Source organism: Arthrobacter sp. AG1021, assembly GCF_003633665.1.
GTDB classification, from domain to species: domain Bacteria; phylum Actinomycetota; class Actinomycetes; order Actinomycetales; family Micrococcaceae; genus Glutamicibacter; species Glutamicibacter soli.
In genome coordinates this window covers 973,671-989,135 of record NZ_RBLB01000006.1, presented here as the reverse complement: position 1 = coordinate 989,135, position 15,465 = coordinate 973,671, and the positions used below count along the sequence as shown (strand labels likewise).

The 15,465-nt window shown below is 68.5% G+C and carries 13 protein-coding genes; 2 read left to right on the top strand and 11 right to left on the bottom strand.

From position 1 onward, the window contains the following. Together DFO58_RS04840 and DFO58_RS04835 are read left to right on the top strand one after the other, a co-directional pair. A complete protein-coding gene (locus DFO58_RS04840; protein ID WP_120989415.1) occupies positions 1-870 on the top strand; it encodes an alpha/beta hydrolase in 870 nt (289 codons plus the stop codon). Between the two features lie 154 nt (positions 871-1,024). Then, a complete protein-coding gene (locus DFO58_RS04835; RefSeq protein ID WP_353616377.1) occupies positions 1,025-2,449 on the top strand; it encodes a glycosyltransferase family A protein in 1,425 nt (474 codons plus the stop codon). Here the strand turns inward: DFO58_RS04835 and DFO58_RS04830 are convergent. From DFO58_RS04830 to DFO58_RS04780, 11 genes are all read right to left on the bottom strand, one after another. After that, positions 2,446-4,410, bottom strand: coding sequence for a primosomal protein PriA (locus DFO58_RS04830; RefSeq protein ID WP_113606275.1), 1,965 nt, complete (start codon positions 4,408-4,410; stop codon positions 2,446-2,448). The two genes, DFO58_RS04835 and DFO58_RS04830, sit on opposite strands and share 4 nt — an antisense overlap. A 5-nt stretch (positions 4,411-4,415) precedes the next feature. Continuing rightward, a complete protein-coding gene (gene metK, locus DFO58_RS04825; RefSeq protein ID WP_047119167.1) occupies positions 4,416-5,621 on the bottom strand; it encodes a methionine adenosyltransferase in 1,206 nt (401 codons plus the stop codon). A gap of 76 nt (positions 5,622-5,697) precedes the next feature. Beyond that, positions 5,698-6,924: a bifunctional phosphopantothenoylcysteine decarboxylase/phosphopantothenate--cysteine ligase CoaBC gene (gene coaBC, locus DFO58_RS04820; protein ID WP_053798109.1), complete on the bottom strand. Its 1,227-nt coding sequence runs from the start codon at positions 6,922-6,924 to the stop codon at positions 5,698-5,700. Between the two features lie 132 nt (positions 6,925-7,056). After that, a complete protein-coding gene (gene rpoZ, locus DFO58_RS04815; protein WP_047119169.1) occupies positions 7,057-7,335 on the bottom strand; it encodes a DNA-directed RNA polymerase subunit omega in 279 nt (92 codons plus the stop codon). Next, positions 7,328-7,891: a guanylate kinase gene (gene gmk, locus DFO58_RS04810; RefSeq protein WP_047119170.1), complete on the bottom strand. Its 564-nt coding sequence runs from the start codon at positions 7,889-7,891 to the stop codon at positions 7,328-7,330. The genes rpoZ and gmk overlap by 8 nt, the downstream gene beginning before the upstream one ends. Positions 7,892-7,894: 3 nt before the next feature. Continuing rightward, positions 7,895-8,230, bottom strand: a complete 336-nt coding sequence (gene mihF, locus DFO58_RS04805; protein WP_047119171.1) for an integration host factor, actinobacterial type — start codon at positions 8,228-8,230, stop codon at positions 7,895-7,897. A 143-nt stretch (positions 8,231-8,373) separates the two neighbouring features. After that, positions 8,374-9,216 (bottom strand): orotidine-5'-phosphate decarboxylase, encoded by an 843-nt coding sequence (pyrF, locus tag DFO58_RS04800; protein WP_120989413.1) that lies wholly within the window; start codon positions 9,214-9,216, stop codon positions 8,374-8,376. Continuing rightward, complete coding sequence (gene carB, locus DFO58_RS04795; RefSeq protein WP_053798110.1) at positions 9,209-12,487, bottom strand: carbamoyl-phosphate synthase large subunit; 3,279 nt, start codon at positions 12,485-12,487, stop codon at positions 9,209-9,211. The genes pyrF and carB overlap by 8 nt, the downstream gene beginning before the upstream one ends. Beyond that, the gene (gene carA / locus DFO58_RS04790; RefSeq protein WP_047119174.1) at positions 12,487-13,656 is read right to left on the bottom strand and encodes a glutamine-hydrolyzing carbamoyl-phosphate synthase small subunit; all 1,170 of its coding nucleotides are present in this window, start codon (positions 13,654-13,656) and stop codon (positions 12,487-12,489) included. Before carA ends, carB begins: the two co-directional genes overlap by 1 nt. Then, positions 13,653-14,165 (bottom strand): hypothetical protein, encoded by a 513-nt coding sequence (locus tag DFO58_RS04785; RefSeq protein ID WP_047119175.1) that lies wholly within the window; start codon positions 14,163-14,165, stop codon positions 13,653-13,655. Before DFO58_RS04785 ends, carA begins: the two co-directional genes overlap by 4 nt. After that, positions 14,158-15,462 carry a dihydroorotase gene (locus tag DFO58_RS04780; RefSeq protein ID WP_120989412.1) on the bottom strand — a complete coding sequence of 435 codons (1,305 nt, stop codon included), beginning with the start codon at positions 15,460-15,462 and terminating at the stop codon, positions 14,158-14,160. The genes DFO58_RS04785 and DFO58_RS04780 overlap by 8 nt, the downstream gene beginning before the upstream one ends. Positions 15,463-15,465 lie beyond the last annotated feature (3 nt).

The window sequence follows — 15,465 nt, the reverse complement described above, 5'->3', positions numbered from 1 at the left end:
ATGAGCCCACGCACGCAACTTGTCAGCACGCACCGCCTCTTCGGCTCCGCCACCAAGGTCTTCACCTACCGGGCCGTGCCTGCCGAATCGCGCGGCGTGCTCTTCGCGGTGCACGGCTTCCGCGGCGACCACCACGGGCTGGACCGCATCATCGCCCAGCTTCCCGGCTACACCGTGGTGGTGCCCGACCTGCCCGGCTTCGGCAGCTCCAGCTCCATGACCCAGGCCCCGCACGACGTCGAGGGCTACGCCCGGATGCTCGACGTGCTGGCCGACGAGCTGCAGCTGGGCCCGGCCACCCACCTGCTCGGGCACTCCTTCGGGTCCATCATCGCCGCCAGGCTGGCCGGCGGGCGCGACTTCGCCTCGTTGACCCTGCTCAATCCGATCTCCGAACCGGCGCTGGAATCCTCCCAGGCGCTGCTGGCGCAGCTGACCAGCGGCTACTACGCCCTGTGCGCGGCGCTGCCGGCCGGCATCGGCGAGCCGCTGCTGCGATCGCGGCTGTTCACCGACGGCATGTCGCTGGTGATGACCAAGAGCCGCAACCCGCAGATGCGCCGCTACGTGCGCGACCAGCACCGCGCGTACTTCGGCGGGTTCCACTCCCGCGACACCCTGGCCGAAGCCTACCTGGCCTCGATCAGCCACACCGTGGGCGAATACTCCCGGGGCATCGGCATCCCGACGCTGATGGTCGGCGGGCAGCAGGACGAGCTGGGTTCCCCGGCCACCCAGGAGGCGCTGCGCGCCACGTTCGCCGACGCGCGGCTGCTGATGCTGCCCGACGTCGGCCACCTGATCCACTATGAGAAGGCGCCCCAGGCTGCGGCCGCGGTGCGGCGCTTCCTGGAGGGGCTCGGCGGTTAAACACGCAGCTGGGGCGGCGCCTGTCCGCGGCCCTCGTCATGAAGGTGTGACCCGCCCCGCCAGGCGCTAGAGTACCAGGCCGGCCCGCTATCTGCGTTCGCGGGTTTGGCCGGGGAAATGGGGGCGCATGGCATAGGGGGAATTAGCTGGGTCGCTGCGGCGGTGCCTGGGCCTGGTCCGCGCGCGGCTTTCACAACGCGGCATCCGAGCGTCGGACACCGGTCCCACGGCCAGCTCCGGCAGCGCGCGCGTCGCGGTCATCGTCCCGGTCTTCAACGCGATGCCCTACCTGGGCGAACTGCTCGACAGCCTGGTGGCGCAGGACCTGGATCCGGAGCACTTCGAGCTCATCCTGGTCGACGACGGCTCCACCGACGGCGGGCCGCAGCTCATGGACCGATTCGCCGCCGCGCACCCGCGCACCCGGGTGATCCGCCAGCGCAACAGCGGGTGGCCGGGCCAGCCGCGCAACCGCGGGCTGGCGGCCACCGAGGCGGACTACGTCTTCTTCGCCGATGCCGGCGACATGCTGGCCAGCCACGCCCTGCGCAGCATGCTGGACTACGCGCAGCTGCACCAGGCGGACATGGTGCTCCCGCGCATCGCCGGGCTCAACGGCCGCCCGGTGAACCGCACGCTGCTGGCCAAGAACAACCCCAAGGCCGAGCTGCGCGAGGTTTTCGCCACCCTCGCCCCGCAGAAACTCATCCGCCGCGCGCTGATCGAGCGCCTGGAGCTGCGTTTCCCCGAGGGGCGGGTGCGGCTGGAAGACGGCATCTTCATCACCGCCTGCTATCTGGCCGCCGAGCGCACCGCGGTACTGGCGGACGACGACTACTACTTCCTGCGCGCCCGCCAGGACGCCAACAACATCAGCGCCCGCAAGGCCGACCCGGAGGGCTGCACCCGGTCGGTGGCGCGCATCGCCGAGCAGGTCCGCGCCGCGCGGCTTCCGGCCGATCTGGAACAGGGCATGGTGCTCGACCTCTACCGGCGCAAGATTCTGCGCACCTACCGGCCCGGACGCTGGCTGGGGATGGGCCGGTGGCGGCGGCGCAGCTGGCTGCGCGCCCACGCGGGCTTCGTCGCACGCTTCATCCCAGCGCAGCAGGAATCGCGGCTTGGCTTCCCGCACCGGCAGCGCTCGGCGGCGCTGCGCACCGGGGATGCCCGGCAGATGCAGGCGTGGGCGCTGCTCGAGCAGCTGCTGGCCGCGCACTGGAATGTGCGGCAGGACAGGCAGGGCGGGCAAGCCGCAGGAGTCCCGCACTTCGTTCCTGCCGGCCCGCCGCCGCAGCTGGCCGAGCTGATCCTGCGCCCACGCCACGGCGGCGCGGACGCGGCCCTGCCCCTGCGCCCCGCGGCGGACGCGTTCGCGCTGCACGGCGGACAGGAGCTGCAGCCCTTGACCCCGGACATCTACGACGTGTACGTGCAGGCCAGCCACCGCCAGGTGCAGGGCGAACCGCGGCGCGTCCGGGTGGGCCGGCGCGACTGGGCGGGACACCGCTTCTACGCGACGGTCAACGGCTACCTGAGCCTGGACGCCCGGCCGCGGGATGGGCAGGCCGTGGCCTAGAGGACCTCGTCGGGATCGACCGCGATGGTCGCTACCGGTTCCTTGGCCGCTGACATGCGGGCGCGCAGGGCGCGCAGCGCTTCTGTGACCGCCTGGCCGTGCGCGTAGCTGAAGAACAGCACGTAGCGGTGCTCCACGGGCGGTCCGTCGATGATGCTCGGCCCGTGGATCGCGACCAGCGCCCGGATGTCATCGTCCAGCGCGGCGACCAGCCGTTCGGCACCGGGCCCGGAGACCAGGGCGCTGCGCACGGCCGGCGGCAGCCCGACCTCGCGGCGTTCGGCCAGCTCGCGGTCGGCGAATCCGGCGGCATCCCAGCGCACCAGCGCGGCGCCGGCCGGGCTCGGGCTGCCGGTGAGCACCACGACCCCGCTGCTGCGGGCCAGGCAGGCGGCGGTGAACCAGCGTGCGAGCACCTCCTCGGTGTTGCGCAGCGAATCGTAGGCGAGCATCTTGTCGGCATCCAGCAGCAGCACCGCGGCGTACCCGCCCTCCACGACGGGCTCGACGCCAGGGGTGGCGACCACCAGCGCCGGCTTGTCGCCCAGGCTCGCCAGCGGCTTGGCCCCGGTGGAGGAGAGCACCTTCACCTTGGGGAAGGCCAGGCCAAGCTCCTCGGCGGTGCGGTCGGCGCCGATGCTGGCGGCGCGCACGCGCGGCGAGCCGCACTGCCCGCAGCGGTAGTCGTGGAACTGCTCCCCGCACCAGCGGCAGCCCACATGCGACTGCTTCCCGGCTAGCTGCAGCGGTCCCTGGCACAGCCGGCAGCGCGCCGGAGCCCGGCAGTCCTGGCAGGCCAGCGCCGGCATGAATCCGGTGCGGGCGACCTGCACCAGCACCGGGCCGGTTTCCAGCGCCTTGGTGGCTTCGCGCCAGGCCAGCGACGGGATGCGCACCCGCGCCAGCAGCGGGTCGCGCCCCAGCTCGAAGTCGTTGGTGGTGGCCACCACACGAGGGGTGTGGGCACGCAGCGTGTCGCGCGGCAGCTTCAGCTCGCTGGCCCAGCCGGTGGCCACCAGCCGCTGGGCCTCCACGGAGCGCGACGGGGAAGCCAGCAGCAGCGAGATCCCCGCCTGCTGGCTGCGCAGCAGCGCGACCTCGCGGCTGTGCTGGTAGGGGGCGCGCAATTCGCGGTGCGAGCGGTCGGCGTCCTGCCAGATGATCATCAGTTCCAGGTCCGGCACGTGGCACAGGGCGGCGGAGCGGGTACCGACCACCAGCTGCACGTGCCCGCCGATGGCGCGCAGGAAGTTGCGGTAGCGCGGGGTCGGGCCGTCGTCGGCCTGCAGCCGCGCGTAGGACTGGGCGCCGAGCTGCTCGTCCAGGTGCGCGCACAAGAGGTCAAGGTCGCGCGCGTCGGGCACCACGATGAGCACCCGCGCCCCGCGCTGAAGCACCGGCCGCGCGGCATCCAGCAGGAACCCGGGCCAGGAGCCGTGGAAATTCGGCGCCCAGCTCGCCACCGCGCGCCGGGTGGCCCCGTCGGCCCAGTCCTGCAGCACCGCAGAACCCTGCTCGTAGTGCTCCAGCTGGTTCGGGGCGTCCCCCAACGCCAGCGCCGGGGCGGTCACCAGCTCCTCGGCCTCGACCTTGGCCGCGCGGGTGGGCACTGCCAGGCGCACCACGTCCCACAGGGTCCCGGCGTAACGCGCGGCGACCAGCGAGGCGGCGGCCAGGACGTCCGGGTGCAGCACCACCCTCTCGGAGATGATTTTCGACAGCGGGCGCAGCTTCATCGCCGGCTGGTGGTCCTCCAGCAGCTCGACGATGAACCCGGCCAGCTGCTGCGGGCCGAAGGGCACCTTTACGCGCACCCCGACCTGGGCTGCCGCGTGCATGGACTCGGGCACCTCGTAGTCGAAGAGGCGGTCCAGGTGCGGGACCGAGGAATCAATCAGCACCCGGGCGACCCGCTTGAGGCGGGCCTGGCCGGGTGCTGAGATGAGGGCGTCTTGCTCCACTGCTGCTAGGCGTTGAACCAGCTGCGCAGAGCGTCGACGCGGTCCAGCTTCTCCCAGGTGAAGTCGTTGTCGTCGCGGCCGAAGTGGCCGTGCGCGGCGGTCTTGCGGTAGATCGGGCGCTTGAGGTCAAGGTCCTCGATGATGCCCAGCGGGCGCAGGTCGAACACCTCGTTGATCGCGGCGGTGATTTTCGCCGGGTCCACGGTCTCGGTGCCGAAGGTCTCCACGTACAGGCCCACCGGACGCGCGACGCCGATCGCGTAGGCCACCTGGACCTCGGCGCGGCTTGCCAGCCCAGCGGCCACGACGTTCTTCGCGACCCAGCGCATGGCGTAGGCGGCCGAGCGGTCGACCTTCGACGGGTCCTTGCCGGAGAAGGCGCCGCCGCCGTGGCGGGCGAAGCCGCCGTAGGTGTCCACGATGATCTTGCGGCCGGTCAGGCCCGCGTCGCCCACCGGGCCGCCGATGATGAACGGTCCCGAGGGGTTCAGGATCACCTTGGTGCTGGAGATGTCCAGCTCCGAGCGCTCCAGGATCGGGGTCACGACCTCCTCGAGCAGGTCGGCCTTCAGGGTGTTCAGCTCGTATTCGGAGGCATGCTGGCTGGAGACCACCACGGTGTCCACGGAGACCGGCGTGTCGCCGTCGTAGCCGATGGTGACCTGGGTCTTGCCGTCCGGGCGCAGCAGCGGCATGCGGCCGTTCTTGCGCATCTGGGTCAGGCGTTCGGACAGGCGGTGCGCCAGGAAGATCGGGGTCGGCATCAGCGAGGCGGTCTCGTTCGAGGCGTAGCCGAACATCAGGCCCTGGTCGCCGGCGCCCTGCATGTCGCGCGGGTCCTTGGCGATGCCTTCGCGGGACTCCAACGAGTTGAACACGCCGTCGTGGATCTCCTGGGACTGCTGGCCGATCGAGACCGACACGCCGCAGCGCGCCCCGTCGAAGCCGTTGGCCGAGGAGTCGTAGCCGATGTCCAGGATGGTGCGGCGCACGATCTCCGGGATCTCGACGTAGCCGTTGGTGGTTACCTCGCCCGCCACGTGCACCAGGCCGGTGGTGGTCAGGGTTTCGACGGCGACCTTGGAATCCGGGTCCTGCGCCAGCATGGCGTCGAGGATCGCGTCGGAGATCTGGTCGCAGATCTTGTCCGGGTGGCCCTCGGTAACGGATTCCGAGGTGAAAAGACGTAGTTCAGGGGTTGTTGAAGTCACCTTTGTACTCTATCTGGTCGTATCGACCGGTTGGCAGAACTTGCTGCGTTCGTGACCAAGCGCTATATGGCGCGGCTCACTTTGCGTCGGCAACATGTCCGTTTATTTCGGCGGCGAGCTGCCCGATGACGACGCGGGCCACCTCGATTTTGCTTCCGGCGGCGCCCACAGCAGGCTTCCCGTCGGCGAACAGCACCTGCACGGTGTTGCTGTCGGTCCCGAAGGTCAAGTTGGCGCCGACCTCGTTGACCACCAGCAGCTCGCAGCCCTTGCGCGCGAGCTTCGCCTTGCCGTAGTCCAGCACGCTGCCCTGGTCGTCGCCGGTTTCCGCGGCGAAGCCGACGATCACCGGCGGCAGCTGGTCGTTCGCGCCGCGGGCGCAGACGATCTCTGCCAGGATGTCGGGGTTGCGCACCAGTTCGATGACCGGGGCGGAATGCTCGTCGCGCTTCTTGATCTTCGAGCCCTCGATAGTCGCCGGGCGGAAGTCGGCGACGGCGGCGTTCATGATCAGCGCGTCCTGCCCCTCGGCGTGGGCGAAGACCGCCTCGCGCAGCTCCAGCGCGCTGGAGGCGTGCACCAGCTCCACCCCGTGCGGGGCCGGCACCTCCAGGTGCGTGGCGATGAGCGTGACCTGGGCGCCGGCGTCACGGGCGGCCTGCGCCAGCGCCACGCCCTGGCGCCCCGAGGAGCGGTTGCCCAGGAAGCGCACCGGATCCAGCGGCTCGCGGGTGCCGCCGGCGGTGATCAGCACCTTGCGACCGGCCAGGATCGGCTCGGAGAGCAGGTCCTGGATGGACTCGAAGATCTGATCGGGCTCGGGCAGGCGGCCGGGGCCGCTGTCCTTGCCGGTCAGCCGTCCCGAGGCCGGTTCGATCACGCGCACCCCGCGCTCGCGCAGCACGGCGGTGTTCGCCACGGTGGCCGGGTGCTGCCACATCTCGGTGTGCATGGCCGGGGCCATGACCACCGGCGCGCGGGTGGCCAGCAAAGTGCCGGTGAGCAGGTCGTCGGCCAGCCCGGAGGCGGCGCGGGCGAGGATGTCGGCGGTGGCCGGCACCACGAGCACCAGATCGGCCTGCTGGCCCAGGCGCACGTGGTTCACGGTATCGACGGCGTCGAAGACGTTGGAGGTCACCGGATTGCCGGAGAGCGCCTCCCAGGTGGCGTTGCCGACGAAGTTGGCGACGTTCCCGGTGGGGATGACGTCGACGTGGTGTCCGGCCTCGCGCAGCAGGCGCAGCAGGAGCACGGATTTGTAGGCGGCGATCCCTGCTGAGACGCCTAAGACGATTCGCTTCACGCAGCTCTTCCTTGGATGGTTGGGCGGTCGCAGTGATTTTCACCGCACCGCGGAGCATCGACCCGTTGCGGGCGTGTTTTTTGGTGCTTAACGAAAAAGAAGGCGCCCACTAATGGGGCGCCACCTTTTCGACTAGTCCTCGGTGACCTCGGCCGGAGTCACCTTCAGGAGGTTCTCATCCAGCTCGCGCAGGGCGATGGTCAGAGGCTTCTCGTTCAGCTTGGTTTCCACCAGCGGACCGACGTACTCGAACAGGCCTTCGTTAAGCTGTGCGTAGTAGGCGTTAATCTGGCGGGCACGCTTGGCCGAATTCAGCACGATCGCGTACTTCGAGTCGTTCGTCTCAAGCAACGAGTCGATCGATGGGTTGATGATTCCCTCTAGGTTGGACACAAGACTCCCTTTAGTCATTCTTCAGCCCCATGAGGGCCACAAGCTCTTCGGCGGCACGTGCGACATCGTCGTTGACGATGGTCACGTCGAATTCTGATTCCGCCGCAAGTTCTAGTTTAGCGGTTTCCAGCCGACGCTGCTGTTCTTCGGGCGTTTCGGTGCCGCGGCCAATCAGGCGGCGGACCAATTCGTCCCATGACGGCGGGGCCAGGAAGACGAATTTTGCCTCGGGCATCGACTCCTTGACCTGGCGGGCACCCTGAAGATCGATCTCCAGCAGCACCTTCTTGCCCTCGGCTACCGCGTCTTCCACCGTTGAGCGGATGGTGCCATAGCTATTCTGGCCGTGGACCACGGCCCACTCCAGCATCTGGCCCTCGTCGACGAGCTGGTGGAACTTCTCGGGGCCCACAAAGAAGTAGTGGACTCCGTCGGTTTCACCGGGTCGTGGATCGCGTGTCGTTGCCGACACCGAAAGCCAGACGTCTGGATAGTTATCTCGGATGTAGGTGGACACGGTGCCCTTACCTACAGCCGTGGGGCCGGCTAGAACAGTTACCGACGCAACGGTCATTGACTACACTTTCGTTTTTGGCGGGCTTTGCTTGAAGTGCTCGGTAATTGCGGTGCGTTGCTTGCGTCCCAGTCCGCGCAGCCGGCGGGATGGGGAAATGCCAAGTCGCTCCAGCAAATTCGCCGCGCGTACTTCACCAACGCCCGGTACCGATTCCAGAAGGTCCATGACACGCATGCGTCCCACGGCCTCATCTTCGTATACCAAGTCTAGTACCTCGGTGATGGAAATTTTGCCGGCACTGAACTGGGCCTTGATTTCAGCACGACGGGTGCGGGCAGCAAGTGCTTTGGCGCGTGCCCGGATGCGGTCTTCGTCAGAGAGTTCTCGCAGAACCATCGTTCAGCCATCCTTAATGTGTAGTGGACTAAGGCTATGAACCGAACATAGCTTTCCAACACGCGTTTGGCAAGACTAATCGCGTTGTGGCCAGTAGAAACTCTATCGGCCACAACGCGATTGGGTCGCATATTTAGTTGTCGCTACTTCGCTGCGAGCAGTTCGTCGCGCACGCTGCGCGCCTTGTCTCGAAGCTCGTTCACGTCCGGGCCTGCCTTCAGGATGTCGCGGCTGCTGGTCCCCAGTACCTGGCGGTAGCTGGAGGCGAACGCCGTTGCGATGTCCTGCGCCGTCGCCCCCTGGGCGCCGAGGCCCGGGGTAAGCAGCGGAGCCTTGGAAGCGCTCAGGTCAATGCCAAGTTTCGCGGGTGCGTCGCCGATGGTCGCACCGACCACCAAGCCGACATGCCCCAAATCTTCGGCATCTGCATTTTCCACGCTGACCTGCTCGATGATTGATTTAGCAACTGACTTATCACCGCCGACATGCTGCACCGAAGGGCCCTCCGGGTTGGAGGTCAGCCCCAGCACGAACACTCCCCTGCCGGTGGCCGCAGCCAGGTCGATGGCGGGGCGCAGTGACTCGTAGCCCAGGTACGGGCTCAGGGTCACGGCGTCCGAGGCCAGCGGCGAGGAATCGTCCAGCCAGGCGGTCGCGTAGGCTGCCATGGTGGAGCCGATGTCCCCGCGCTTGGCGTCGGCCAGCGTCAGCAGGTTGGCAGCCTTCGCGGCCTGGAGGGTCTCCTCCAACGCCGCGAAGCCGGCCGAACCGAAGCGCTCGTACAAGGCCACCTGCGGTTTCAGGATGGCGGCCACGCCGGTCATCGCCTCCACCACAGTGAGCGAAAACACGCGCACGCCCTCGGCCGTGTTCGGCAGTCCCCAGGCCTCCAGCAGCCCCGGGTGCGGGTCGATGCCCACGCACAGCGGTCCGCTGGAGTCCATGGCCGCCCGAAGGCGGGTCCCGAATGGCACCGGACTAGGCATTGCGCGCTGCTTCCAGTGCGGTTTCGTGCTCCTGCAGGCTGGTGACGTCCCAGGCGTATTCGCGCAGGGCGTCGATGGCCTGGACGGCCGCGCCGAACTCCGCCACGGTGGTGATCACCGGGGTGCCGACGCTGGTGGCTGCAGCGCGGATCTCGTATCCGTCGCCGCGGGCATCGGAACCCGACGGGGTGTTCAGGATCAGCCCGATCTCGCCAGCCTGGATGAGGTCGACGATCGACTCACCGCCCTCGTGCAGCTTGCCCACGATCTGGGTCGGGATGCCGTTGCGGCGCAGCACCTCGGCGGTGCCGCCGGTGGAGATGATCTCGAAACCGCGGTCGGCCAGGTGCTTGACCGGCATCACGATCGAGCGCTTGTCGCGGTTGGTGACCGAGACGAAGACCTTGCCGCTGGTCGGCAGCGGGTTGTTCGCCGCGGCCTGCGACTTGGCGAAGGCGGTGTCGAAGTACTTGTCGATGCCCATGACCTCGCCGGTGGAGCGCATCTCAGGGCCGAGCAGCGAGTCGACGACCTTGCCCTCCGGGGTGCGGAAGCGGGCGAACGGCATGACCGCTTCCTTGACCGCGATTGGTGCCGAGTCCGGCAGGTTCGCACCGTCGCCCTCGGCAGGCAGGTAGCTGCCGCGCAGGTCGGCCAGGGTCTTGCCCACGCCGATCAGCGCCGCGACCTTGGCCAGCTGCACGCCCGTGGCCTTGGAGGTGAACGGCACGGTGCGCGAGGCGCGCGGGTTCGCCTCGATCACGTAGAGGATGTCGGAGGCCAGCGCGAACTGGATGTTGATCAGGCCGCGCACGCCCACGCCCTCGGCGATGGCGCGGGTTGCTTCCTTCACGCGGGCGCGCACGTCAGGGCCCAGGGTGATCGGAGGCAGGGTGCAGGCCGAGTCGCCCGAGTGGATGCCGGCCTCCTCGATGTGCTCCATGATGCCGCCGACGTAGAGGTCGGTGCCGTCGAACAGGGCGTCGACGTCGATCTCGATGGCGTCTTCCAGGAAGCGGTCGACCAGGACCGGGTGGTCCACGGTGATCTCGGTGGCGTTGGCGATGTAGCGCTCCAGCGAGGCCTCGTCGTAGACGATTTCCATGCCGCGGCCGCCCAGCACGTAGCTCGGGCGCACCAGGACCGGGTAGCCGATCGAGTCCGCGATGGCCTTGGCCTCAGGGAAGGACACTGCGGTGCCGTTCTTGGGGGCGATCAGCCCGGAGTTGTCCAGCACGCGCTGGAAGGCGCCGCGGTGCTCGGCCAGGTCGATGGCTTCCGGGGAGGTGCCCAGGATGTTCACGCCGGCCTCCTTCAGCTCTGCTGCCAGCTTCAGCGGGGTCTGCCCGCCCAGCTGCACGAACACGCCCAGCACGCCGCCGGTCTCCTCTTCCGCGTGGATGATCTCCAGCACGTCTTCCAGCGTCAGCGGCTCGAAGTACAGGCGGTCGGAGATGTCGTAGTCGGTGGAGACGGTTTCCGGGTTGCAGTTGACCATGACGGTCTCGTAGCCCTCGGCACGCAGCGCCATCACCGCGTGGACGCAGGAGTAGTCGAACTCGATGCCTTGGCCGATGCGGTTCGGGCCGGAGCCCAGGATGATCACGGACTTCTTCTCGTGCGCGACCAGCTCGGTCTCCTCGTCGTAGGAGGAGTACATGTAGGGGGTGAAGGCCTCGAACTCGGCGGCGCAGGTGTCGACGGTCTTGTAGACCGGGCGCACGCCCAGCGCATGGCGCACGCCGCGCACCACTGCCTCGGACTTGCCGGTGAGCTTGGCGATCTGCGCGTCGGAGAAGCCGTGGCGCTTGGCCTCGCGCAGCACGTCCTCGCCCAGGTCCTTGTTCTGCGCGATCATCGCGGCGGTCTCGTTGATCAGCGCCAGCTGGTCCAGGTACCACGGGTCGATGCCGGTGGCCTCGAACAGCTCCTCGACGCTCTTGCCCGACAGCAGCGCGCGCTGCACCAGGGACATGCGCTCGGTGGAGCCCTTCTCGATGTGCTTCATGACCGAGTCAAGCTCGTCGGCGTCGATCGGCTCGAAGGACAGCTCGCTGCCCTTCTGCTCCAGGGAGCGCAGGGCCTTCTGCAGCGCCTCGGTGAAGTTGCGGCCCAGGGCCATGGCCTCGCCGACGGACTTCATGGTGGTGGTCAGGGTGGCGTCGGCGGCCGGGAACTTCTCGAACGCGAAGCGCGGCACCTTGACGACGACGTAGTCCAGCGCCGGCTCGAAGGAGGCCGGGGTCTTCTGGGTGATGTCGTTCGGGATCTCGTCCAGGGTGTAGCCCAGGGAGAGCTTGGTGGCGATCTTCGCGATGGCGAAGCCGGTGGCCTTGGAGGCCAGCGCGGAGGAACGCGACACACGCGGGTTCATCTCGATGACCACCACGCGTCCGGTGTCGGGCTCGATGGCGAACTGGATGTTGCAGCCGCCGGTGTCCACGCCCACCTCGCGGATCACGGCGATGGAGATGTCGCGCAGGTTCTGGTACTCGCGGTCGGTCAGGGTCATCGCAGGGGCCACGGTGATGGAGTCGCCGGTGTGCACGCCGACGGGATCGAAGTTCTCGATGGAGCAGACGACCACGACGTTGTCGTTCTTGTCGCGCATCATCTCCAGCTCGTACTCCTTCCAGCCGAGGATCGACTCCTCCAGGAGCACCTCGGTGGTCGGCGAGTACTGCAGGCCGGCGCCGGCGATGCGGGTCAGGTCCTCGGCGTTGTACGCCATGCCCGAGCCCAGGCCGCCCATGGTGAAGGACGGGCGCACGACGACCGGGTAGTTCAGCTCCTCGACGGCGGCGAAGGCCTCGTCAAGGGTGTGCACGATAACCGAGCGGGCCGATTCGGCGCCGCAGCGCTCAACGACGCCCTTGAACTTCTCGCGGTCCTCGCCCAGCTCGATGGCTTCGATGTTCGCGCCGATCAGCTCGACGTTGTACTTCTCCAAGGCGCCGGACTTGTCCAGCGCGATGGCGGTGTTCAGCGCGGTCTGCCCGCCCAGGGTCGGCAGGATCGCGTCGGGGCGCTCCTTGGCGATGATCTTCTCAACGACCTCCGGGGTGATCGGCTCGACGTAGGTGGCGTCGGCGAATTCCGGGTCGGTCATGATGGTGGCGGGGTTGGAGTTGACCAGGATGACCCGCAGGCCCTCCTCCTTCAGCACGCGCAGCGCCTGGGTGCCGGAGTAGTCGAACTCGGCGGCCTGGCCAATGACGATTGGACCCGAACCGATGACGAGAACTGAGTTGAGATCGGTGCGCTTAGGCATTACTTGGCGTCCTTTTCTGCGGCGGAATCCATGGCGGAGACGAAACGGTCAAAGAGGTAGGCGGCATCGTGCGGGCCGGAGGCTGCCTCTGGGTGGTACTGCACGGAGAACGCAGGGATGTCGAGGCAGCTCAGGCCCTCGACGACCTGGTCGTTCAGGGAGAAGTGGGAGACCTCGACCTTGCCGTAGCGCTCGATCGGGGCGGTGAAGCTGCCTTCGATCGGGGCGTCGACGGCGAAGCCGTGGTTCTGGCTGGTGATTTCCACGCGGCCGGTGGCCTTGTCCATCACCGGCTGGTTGATGCCGCGGTGGCCGAAGCGCAGCTTGTAGGTTTCCAGGCCCAGCGCGCGGCCGAGCATCTGGTTGCCGAAGCAGATGCCGAAGTACGGGATGCCCGCGTCGAGCACCGAGCGCACCAGCTCGACCTGCGCGGCGGCCGCGGCGGGGTCGCCCGGGCCGTTGGAGAAGAACACGCCGGTGGCCCCGGTGGCCTTGATGTCCTCGAGGGTGGCGTTGTACGGCAGCACGTGCACGCGCAGGCCGCGCTCGGCCAGGCGGTGCGGGGTCATCGACTTCATGCCCAGGTCGATGGCGGCGACGGTGTGCTTGGCCTGGCCCTCATAGCCGTGGTCGGCCGGTTCGACGACGTAGGCCTCATCGGTGGAAACCTCGGCGGAGATGTTGCGCCCTGCCATCGGCGGCTGCGCGGTGACCTGCGCGATGAGGTCGGCCTCGGATGCCGCGGCCGCGTCGCCGGAGAAGATGCCGGACTTCATGGCGCCGGCGTCACGCAGGTGGCGGGTCAGCGCACGAGTGTCGACCCCGCGGATGCCGACGATCCCGTTGCTGAGCAGGTCGTCTTCCAGGGTGCGCTCCGAGCGCCAGTTGCTCGGGCGTCGGCTGGCCTCGCGGACCACGTAGCCGGCGGCCCACATGCGCTTGGACTCGTTGTCCTCGTCGTTCACCCCGGTGTTTCCCACGTGCGGGAAGGTCTGGGTGATGATCTGGTGCGCGTAGGACGGGTCGGTCAGCGTCTCCTGGTAGCCGGTCATGCCGGTGGTGAACACTGCCTCGCCCAGCGCGGTGCCGATCTTGCCGTAGCTGCGGCCGCGGAAGATGCGGCCATCTTCGAGGACCAGCACTGCGGGTAGGTTGCTCAGGGAATTCACTTGTTTGTCTCCTGCTCGGCTGCGCCGCGGTGGTGCGACGCCAGCAACTGATAAATCTTGGGGGTGTCCTCGGCGAACCGGGGGCGGAAGCCGGTGTCGAAGGCGAAGCCGTCCTTCTCCCAGCTGATCACGATCAGGCCGTTCTTCTCGACGAACTTCCCGATCATGCCGGAGGAACGGCTGACCTTCTCGAAGGCGCTCCACGGGACGTGGAGGTCCCGGGTGCCGGGGCGGACCAGGTGCAGGCCCGCGGCGCCGAGCTGCAGCTGCGCATTGCTGCGGACCCCCAGATCGTGCACCGCGATGCGCTCCAGCCAGTCCTCGTACTTCGTGGTGGCCACGTACATCCCGGAGAACTCGTGGTCGACCTTGTCGGCGAAGGGCTCGAAGGGCTCGGGCACGTTCGCCTGCCGGGCTTTGAGGTTGCGCCAACCGAGAAGGATCAGCGCGCAGGCGCCGACGATGACCAGCACCGTGATGAGCACCGGCACGATGGCTTCCCTAGGCATCGGCAGGCCTCGGGGTGGCCAGCTGGCCGTCGAGCACCGTGGGGTGGCCGTGGAAGAAGGTCGCGCGCACGCTGCCAGGCAGTTCCATGCCGGCGAACGGCGAGTTGCGGCCCTTGGTGGCCATCGCGTACGGATCCACGATCCAGCGCGCGGCCGGATCCACGAGCACCAGGTTTGCAGGCTCGCCCACGGCGATCGGGCGGCCCTGGTCCGCGACGCGGCCGATCTGCGCCGGGGTGGTCGAGGTGATGCGGGCGACGTCTGCCCAGGACAGCAGCCCGGTGTCAACCAGGGCGTGCTGCACGATGGACAGCGCGGTCTCCAGCCCGGTCATGCCCATGGCGGCCGCTGCCCACTCGCATTCCTTGGATTCGGCAGGGTGCGGCGCGTGGTCGGTGCCGATCACGTCGATGGTGCCGTCGGCGACCGCTGCGCGTAGCGCCATCACGTCTTCCTCGCGGCGCAGCGGCGGGTTGACCTTGAAGACCGGGTCGAAGGTGCGCACCTTCTCGTCGGTGAGCAGCAGATGGTGGGGGGTGACCTCGGCGGTGACCTGGATGCCGCGCGCCTTGGCCCAGCGGATGATCTCCACCGAGCCGGCGGTGGACACGTGGCACACGTGCAGGCGGGCGCCGACGTGCTCGGCCAGCAGCACGTCGCGGGCGATGATCGACTCCTCCGCCACGGCAGGCCAGCCGGGCAGGCCCAGCACCGAGGAGACTTCGCCCTCGTTCATCTGGGCGCCGTCGGTCAGGCGGGGCTCCTGGGCATGCTGGGCGATGACGCCGTCGAAGGCCTTCACGTACTCCAGCGCGCGGCGCATCAGCAGCGGGTCCGAGACGCAGATGCCGTCGTCGGAGAACATCTTGACCTGGGCGCGGGAATCGGCCATGGCGCCGATCTCGCTCAGCTGCTTGCCTTCCAGCCCGACGGTGACAGCGCCCACCGGGCGCACGTCCACCCAGCCGGCCTTGCGGCCCAGCTCGTAGACCTGCTCGACGACGCCGGCGGTGTCGGCCACTGGGGTCGAGTTGGCCATCGCATGCACCGCGGTGTAGCCGCCCTTGGCGGCGGCGCGGGTGCCGGTTTCCACGGTCTCGGCGTCTTCGCGGCCGGGTTCGCGCAGGTGGGTGTGCGGGTCGACCATGCCGGGTAGCAGCACCAGACCGCGGCCGTCGACGACCTGCACGCAGTCCGCCGGCGCGATGGAGCCGAGCTGGGCGATGCGCCCGTCGGCGATGAGCACGTCCTGGGGCTCGCCGCCCAGGATGGAGGCCTGTTGAATGAGGTAGTTCATGGG

What these genes read in the sequence shown, in the direction of transcription:
- mihF (WP_047119171.1), bottom strand. Translation starts at nt 8,230, where the DNA reads ATGGTTCTGCGAGAACTCTCTGACGAAGACCGCATCCGGGCACGCGCC.
- gmk (WP_047119170.1), bottom strand. Translation starts at nt 7,891, where the DNA reads ATGACCGTTGCGTCGGTAACTGTTCTAGCCGGCCCCACGGCTGTAGGT.
- DFO58_RS04840 (WP_120989415.1), top strand. Translation starts at nt 1, where the DNA reads ATGAGCCCACGCACGCAACTTGTCAGCACGCACCGCCTCTTCGGCTCC.
- DFO58_RS04785 (WP_047119175.1), bottom strand. Translation starts at nt 14,165, where the DNA reads ATGCCTAGGGAAGCCATCGTGCCGGTGCTCATCACGGTGCTGGTCATC.
- DFO58_RS04780 (WP_120989412.1), bottom strand. Translation starts at nt 15,462, where the DNA reads ATGAACTACCTCATTCAACAGGCCTCCATCCTGGGCGGCGAGCCCCAG.
- carB (WP_053798110.1), bottom strand. Translation starts at nt 12,487, where the DNA reads ATGCCTAAGCGCACCGATCTCAACTCAGTTCTCGTCATCGGTTCGGGT.
- pyrF (WP_120989413.1), bottom strand. Translation starts at nt 9,216, where the DNA reads ATGCCTAGTCCGGTGCCATTCGGGACCCGCCTTCGGGCGGCCATGGAC.
- rpoZ (WP_047119169.1), bottom strand. Translation starts at nt 7,335, where the DNA reads ATGACTAAAGGGAGTCTTGTGTCCAACCTAGAGGGAATCATCAACCCA.